The following is a 6,163-nucleotide window of genomic DNA, read 5'->3' as shown; positions in this document are numbered from 1 at the left end:
AACGCCCAGCGCAGGCGCAGCCAGCGCGGAGCACCTTTTGTGTTAATGTTTGAGCGACAGCGAGTAACACAAAAGGTGCGTAGCGTTGGCTGTCGCTCTGCCGCTGATTGTTAAGCTATGCCCAGGTACAACGATCTTCCTGAACCGTGGAATGTGTAGACCAGCCTAAAATTTTCCACTTCCCGCCTAGCTTTGCTAAGGAAAAAATATTGCACGCAGCTTTCTGATACTTATGGTTGGATTTTGATCTCTTGAAGATGACCGCTGCGGTTGCAGAGCCATCCTTCGACACTTTGGCGAATTCAATTTCCACGCCAGTATATGGGAATTCTTTTATAGCCATGCTATCCCGAAGTAATTCAACCATTCTAGGTGCAAAGTCTTGACTCTTTGAGACTGCCGGCTGCTCGCCAAGAAAAAACACTGGAGAGTCTGCAAAAAAGGCCGCAATACTTTTTGGATCAGACGTACGATTGAATTCCATATAAAAGGATTCTATGAAATTGAAAACTTCACCCTTTTCATCTGCTTGAGCGAACACCGAAAAAAAGCATAAAATTGCTGAAAAGAATACTCTCATGGTCAATGCTCTCCTTAGCTTAACGCCGCCGGCAGGGGCAGCTTACCTTGTGCGCATTTTGCGCAAAAATGGGAGCACAGCGACCTGCGCAAAAGGTGCACAAGGTAAGCTGTCCCGCGGAGGGCCGAAGGCCCGGAGCCTAGTTGCCCGGCTTTGTTATAAGTTTTCAGCGGTACCGGCAGAACACATAAACCACGCGACCACCTTCGTAAATATCTAATGCATCACTACGATAGACTTGCTTGGCCTTATCAACTAGGCATGGTCCACCACCAAAGGAACCTAAATATACTACCTGCTTACTAGCTAACTGCCTATTTAATAGGCTTATCGCCTGATCAAATCTTTCCTGGGTTAGAAATCTTGCATACTTGCTATATCGCTCTGCATCGTACGACAAATGCAGCGTGGAGACATCTACCCCACCTCCTTCTACATACTTGAGTACATAAGTATTCTCGGCAGTTTGAAAGAGAGATTTCAGACTTACCTCCCTACTATCGCCACCTGCCAGTACTAACGAAGGAACTAAAAGTAGAGATACGATAATCCTGGTTTTCATGACTTATAACAGTTTATTCATAAGCCTAAGGCTTTATATATTTTTGGCAGCTATTTCTAGAGCCAGAGATTCGCTCCCTATGAAAATTCATTTCAAATCAATGGGAAAGCTGCCGATGGCACGAAATTCATCTGAAATATAAAGACTCTGGCTTCGGTCGGCTAATTCATCCGTAGGCTATTGAGCATATTTCAACAGCCTTAAAAGTCAATGACTTACAGGTTTGATTCTGGAAATAGGAGACTTCGCTTCATATTTCGGCTATTGACTACGGGACTCACCATAACTACTGTATATAAAAACAGTTATGTAGGGGTTGGCCATGGATGACATCCGACACACTATTGAGAAATCCTCCTCAAGGTTTGTAACCTCTTTAAGGCGGCATATTCGTGAGGCTGGGCTCGCCTATCGTACGGAGCAGACGTACGTGCATTGGATAAAGCGATTTATCCACTTTCACAAACTTCGCCACCCAAAAGAGCTTGGTGTCGTTGAAGTAGAGGAATTTCTCAGTAATTTATCAGTGGATAAATTTTGCTCGGTAAATACACAAAAGATTGCGCTAAATGCGCTCGTCTATTTGTACAAACGCTATTTTGGCGTAAGCCTTGAGGGCTTGAACTTCAAACCCGCAAGGCAGTATCGCCGCCTGCCAATTGTGTATAGCCGCACTGAAATACAGGCTATTTTGTCACAGCTAGAGCGCACGCCGCGGCTTATGGTCGAATTAATGTACGGTACGGGTCTACGAAGCGCAGAGCTCCTTGCACTTCGGGTGAAAGACATCGATTTTGGTAGTAATAACATTTTGGTGCGCAGCGGCAAAGGCAACAAAGATCGTACAACTATGTTGCCGCAAGCACTTATTCCATTATTGGAGCGCCAAATCGAGCGTGTGAAGCTGCTCCACGCAGAGGATATCGCTGCGGGTTATGGGGACGTCTATTTGCCTGACGCTCTCGCCCGGAAATACCCCAACGCAGCCAGAGATACAGGTTGGCAGTTCTTGTTCCCATCATCCCGTATTGGTCCCTGCCCTCGAAGTGGCGAACTGCGTCGTCATCATTTGCATGCTACAGCGCTTTCTAAACATATCCGCAAGGCTGTTAGGGCGGCGGGTGTTAACAAACCGGCACGGGCTCACGCATTCCGACATAGTTTTGCAACGCACCTTTTGGAAGCGGGTTACGATTTACGCACGATTCAAGAGTTACTCGGCCATTCGGATATCGCTACAACAGAGATTTATACACATGTTGTCAATAGAGGGGGGAAAGGCGTATTGAGCCCTGTCGATCGACTATCACCCAATCGAGGTATCGAAGAGAATCGCTCCGTATACTCTATTGCCAGCTGAAGAGTTTTTACCCATAAAAAAAGCCCCGCAAATGCGGGGCTTTTTTCGATAGACCGGTAAGGCTGGCTTACATCATGCCGCCCATGCCGCCCATACCGCCCATGCCACCCATGTCAGGTGCACCGGCAGCCGGCTTGTCTTCCGGCAGTTCAGCAACCATAGCTTCGGTGGTGATCATCAGGCCAGCGATGGAGGCAGCCGCCTGCAGTGCGGAGCGGGTTACCTTGGCTGGGTCCAGGATACCCATTTCCAGCATGTCGCCGTACTCGCCGGTACCTGCGTTGTAGCCGAAGTTACCTTCGCCCTGCTTCACCTTGTCGACAACAACAGAGGCTTCGTCGCCAGCGTTGCTCACGATCTGACGCAGAGGCATTTCCATGGCGCGCAGGGCTGCTGCGATACCGTGGTTCTGGTCTTCGTTGTCGCCAACTACAGAGATTACCTGAGTTGCGCGAACCAGTGCGGTACCACCGCCAGGTACTACGCCCTCTTCTACCGCAGCGCGGGTAGCGTGCAGCGCGTCTTCAACGCGGGCTTTCTTCTCTTTCATTTCAACTTCGGTGGCTGCGCCAACCTTGATCACCGCAACACCGCCAGCCAGCTTGGCTACGCGCTCTTGCAGTTTCTCTTTGTCGTAGTCAGAAGAAGACTCTTCGATCTGGGCACGGATTTGCTTAACACGCGCTTCGATGTCGGCTACGTCGCCAGCACCGTCAACAATTACGGTGTTTTCCTTGGACAGGGTTACGCGCTTGGCGGTACCCAGGTGCTCCAGGGTGGTCGCTTCCAGTTCCAGGCCAACTTCTTCAGAGATCACGGTACCACCGGTCAGGATCGCGATGTCCTGCAGCATGGCTTTACGACGGTCGCCGAAGCCAGGTGCTTTAACCGCAGCCACCTTCACGATACCGCGCATGCTGTTTACAACCAGGGTCGCCAGCGCTTCGCCTTCTACGTCTTCGGCGATGATCAGCAGCGGCTTGGACGCCTTGGCTACTTGCTCCAGCAGCGGCAGCAGATCGCGGATGTTGGAGATTTTTTTGTCGACCAGCAGGATGAACGGGCTTTCCAGCTCAGCGGTCATGTTTTCCTGGTTGGTGATGAAGTAAGGAGACAGGTAGCCGCGGTCAAATTGCATACCTTCAACCACGTCCAGCTCGTTTTCGAGGCCGGAACCTTCTTCAACGGTGATAACGCCTTCTTTACCAACCTTTTCCATCGCTTCAGCGATTATGGTACCAACGCTCTCGTCGCTGTTGGCAGAGATGGTGCCAACCTGGGCGATGGACTTGCTGTCTTCACACGGAGTGGACAGGCTTGCCAGGTGATCAACGGCTGCAGCAACGGCTTTGTCGATACCGCGCTTCAGATCCATCGGGTTGAAACCAGCAGCTACGGACTTCAGGCCTTCAACAACGATCGCCTGCGCCAGAACGGTCGCGGTGGTGGTGCCGTCGCCGGCAGCGTCATTGGCTTTAGAAGCAACTTCTTTCACCATCTGCGCGCCCATGTTTTCGAACTTGTCTTTCAGCTCGATTTCTTTGGCGACAGATACACCGTCTTTGGTTACGGTCGGCGCGCCGAAGGCTTTGTCCAGAACCACGTTACGGCCTTTGGGGCCCAGAGTGGTTTTTACTGCGTCGGCCAGGATGTTTACGCCGTTCAGCATTTTTTGGCGAGCGTCGTCACCAAATTTTACGTCTTTTGCTGCCATGATCTTAATTCCTCAATTCTGTTCGTGGTTGCCTAACACTGGAGCTAGTGAGAACTAGTCAGAGTTAGCTGAAGCTAAACTCGGGGCTTAGCCTTCCAGTACGCCGTAGATGTCGCCTTCGCTCATGATGATCAGCTCTTCGCCGTCCACCTTGAGGGTGTTGCTGTCGGCGTAGCGGCCGAATACAACGGTGTCACCCACTTTTACGGACAGTGCACGAACGTCACCGTTGTCCAGCTGCTTGCCTTCGCCCACGGCAACCACTTCGCCCTGGTTTGGTTTTTCTTTCGCTGCGCCAGGCAGAACGATGCCACCGGCAGTTTTCTGTTCTTCTTCCTTACGGCGTACGACTACACGGTCGTGTAAAGGACGAATTTTCATGGATTGCTCTCCAATGAGTCGTTTTAGGGTTGCATTTACATTTGGGCCTGCCCCATAGGTGAGGCGGGCTCCGTTCCTGCGCGCGAGCTTCGGGCGCAGGGAAAATCTAGGTGGAAGGTATATGTGGGAGGGAAAGTGGGATTTCAACGGCGGCGGCGAAAAAAACCCGTAGAAATTTTCAGGATTGCAGCAGCGTGGGCCCGACGGCAACAAAACTGCTCAAAAAACCAGCATTAACGAGGGGTTTTGTCGTCGTCTTCGCGCTTGAAATCACCCTCGATAACATCGTGGGGGCGGTTTTTCCCCGGCTGGGCTTGGGAGCCGGGTGCATGGTCGCCGCCCGGCGGGTGACCGGGGCCACGCACCACCACGACATGGCTGAGCAGCTTACCCAGAAACAAGTGGCGAATCCCCGGGATCAGGCAGGCAAAGCCAATGGCGTCGGTAATAAACCCGGGGGTAAGCAGCAATGCGCCACCGACGGCGAGGAATATGCCCTCGGCCATTTCCTGCGCGGGCAGCTCACCCACGGCCATCTTTTGCTGGGCCCGCAAGATGGTGGACAGCCCCTGCCGTTTCAGCAGCGCCAACCCGACCACGGCGGTCAGCAGCACCAGGCCAATGGTCGGTAGTGCACCGATTTCCTCACCCACACGGATCAGTACCCACATCTCCAGGATGGGCATGATGATAAACAGCAGCAGGAATGGGCGCATGGCGAGAGTCTCTGAAGAAGCGCTTGCTAACAATATTGCGAACTGCGATTACAAGCGCCTGGGAATGGTTACAGGAGGTAATTAGATGCGGGCGCCGCCATCAATTTCAATTACCCGGCCAGAGAGATAGTCGTTCTCGATGATAAACGCCACGGTGCTGGCCACTTCGTCCGGTTCGCCGATACGGCGCAGGGGGACCTGCTTGATCAGGCCGTCGAGGATTTCCGGGCGCATCTGCGCCACCATCTCGGTACCAATAAACCCGGGAGCGATGGCCGCAACACGCACCCCGTAGCGCCCCAGCTCGCGGGCCCAGGTCACGCTCATGGTCGCAACCCCCGCTTTGGACGCAGAGTAGTTGGTCTGCCCCATGTTGCCGGCACGGGAGACGCTGGAGATATTGATGATGACACCGCCGTTGCCCCGCTCGGCCATGATGCCGGCGGCGGCGCGGCCACACAGGAACACCCCGGTGAGATTGACGTCGATGACCGATTGCCACTGTGACAGCGACATACGATCGGTCACCTTGCCGTCTTTCACCTTTAGCAGCATACCGTCGCGCATGATACCGGCGTTGTTCACCAGCACATCGAGGGCACCAAAGTCCGCGGTGATTGCCGCAAAACACTGGTCGACTGCCTCTTCACTGGTGACATCCACCTGGTAGCTGCGGGCCTCTGCGCCCAGGGCCTCGCAGGCAGCGACGCTCTGGTCCAGCGCTTCCTGATTCACGTCCAGCAAGGCAAGGCGTGCACCCTGTTTGGCAAGGTGTTCGGCCATGGCACGCCCCAAACCCTGACCACCACCGGTAATCACCACAACGCTATTTTCAATCTTCATAAACTCT

The 6,163-nt window shown here is 53.0% G+C and carries 6 protein-coding genes; 1 reads left to right on the top strand and 5 read right to left on the bottom strand.

Annotation, left to right across the window (positions count from 1 at the left end):
* Positions 1–115 precede the first annotated feature (115 nt).
* Positions 116–580, bottom strand: a complete 465-nt coding sequence (locus AS89_RS0114635) for a hypothetical protein (RefSeq protein WP_010133471.1) — start codon at positions 578–580, stop codon at positions 116–118.
* Positions 581–1,464: 884 nt separating this feature from the next.
* Here AS89_RS0114635 and AS89_RS0114630 point away from each other — a divergent pair.
* Entirely contained in the window at positions 1,465–2,502 is a 1,038-nt protein-coding gene (locus AS89_RS0114630; protein ID WP_010133470.1) for an integron integrase, read from the top strand.
* A gap of 67 nt (positions 2,503–2,569) precedes the next feature.
* Here the strand turns inward: AS89_RS0114630 and groL are convergent, their stop codons facing one another.
* The 4 genes from groL to AS89_RS0114610 all read right to left on the bottom strand — a co-directional run bounded on the left by groL (position 2,570) and on the right by AS89_RS0114610 (position 6,156).
* On the bottom strand, positions 2,570–4,216 hold the full coding sequence (gene groL / locus AS89_RS0114625) for a chaperonin GroEL (protein ID WP_010133469.1): 1,647 nt from the start codon (positions 4,214–4,216) through the stop codon (positions 2,570–2,572).
* An 87-nt stretch (positions 4,217–4,303) separates the two neighbouring features.
* The gene (locus AS89_RS0114620) at positions 4,304–4,597 is read right to left on the bottom strand and encodes a co-chaperone GroES (protein WP_010133468.1); all 294 of its coding nucleotides are present in this window, start codon (positions 4,595–4,597) and stop codon (positions 4,304–4,306) included.
* Positions 4,598–4,830: 233 nt separating this feature from the next.
* Positions 4,831–5,313, bottom strand: coding sequence for an FxsA family protein (locus tag AS89_RS0114615; protein ID WP_010133467.1), 483 nt, complete (start codon positions 5,311–5,313; stop codon positions 4,831–4,833).
* A gap of 81 nt (positions 5,314–5,394) precedes the next feature.
* Positions 5,395–6,156: an SDR family oxidoreductase gene (locus AS89_RS0114610; protein ID WP_010133466.1), complete on the bottom strand. Its 762-nt coding sequence runs from the start codon at positions 6,154–6,156 to the stop codon at positions 5,395–5,397.
* Between the last annotated feature and the right edge of the window lie 7 nt (positions 6,157–6,163).

It is taken from the genome of Microbulbifer agarilyticus S89 (assembly GCF_000220505.1).
Taxonomy (GTDB): Bacteria; Pseudomonadota; Gammaproteobacteria; order Pseudomonadales; family Cellvibrionaceae; genus Microbulbifer; species Microbulbifer agarilyticus_B.
Note: the sequence above shows the minus strand (reverse complement) of the source record. Positions and strands in the feature narration are given on the sequence as shown.

What these genes read in the sequence shown, in the direction of transcription:
- AS89_RS0114620 (WP_010133468.1), bottom strand. Translation starts at nt 4,597, where the DNA reads ATGAAAATTCGTCCTTTACACGACCGTGTAGTCGTACGCCGTAAGGAA.
- AS89_RS0114635 (WP_010133471.1), bottom strand. Translation starts at nt 580, where the DNA reads ATGAGAGTATTCTTTTCAGCAATTTTATGCTTTTTTTCGGTGTTCGCT.
- AS89_RS0114630 (WP_010133470.1), top strand. Translation starts at nt 1,465, where the DNA reads ATGGATGACATCCGACACACTATTGAGAAATCCTCCTCAAGGTTTGTA.
- AS89_RS0114615 (WP_010133467.1), bottom strand. Translation starts at nt 5,313, where the DNA reads ATGCGCCCATTCCTGCTGCTGTTTATCATCATGCCCATCCTGGAGATG.
- groL (WP_010133469.1), bottom strand. Translation starts at nt 4,216, where the DNA reads ATGGCAGCAAAAGACGTAAAATTTGGTGACGACGCTCGCCAAAAAATG.
- AS89_RS0114610 (WP_010133466.1), bottom strand. Translation starts at nt 6,156, where the DNA reads ATGAAGATTGAAAATAGCGTTGTGGTGATTACCGGTGGTGGTCAGGGT.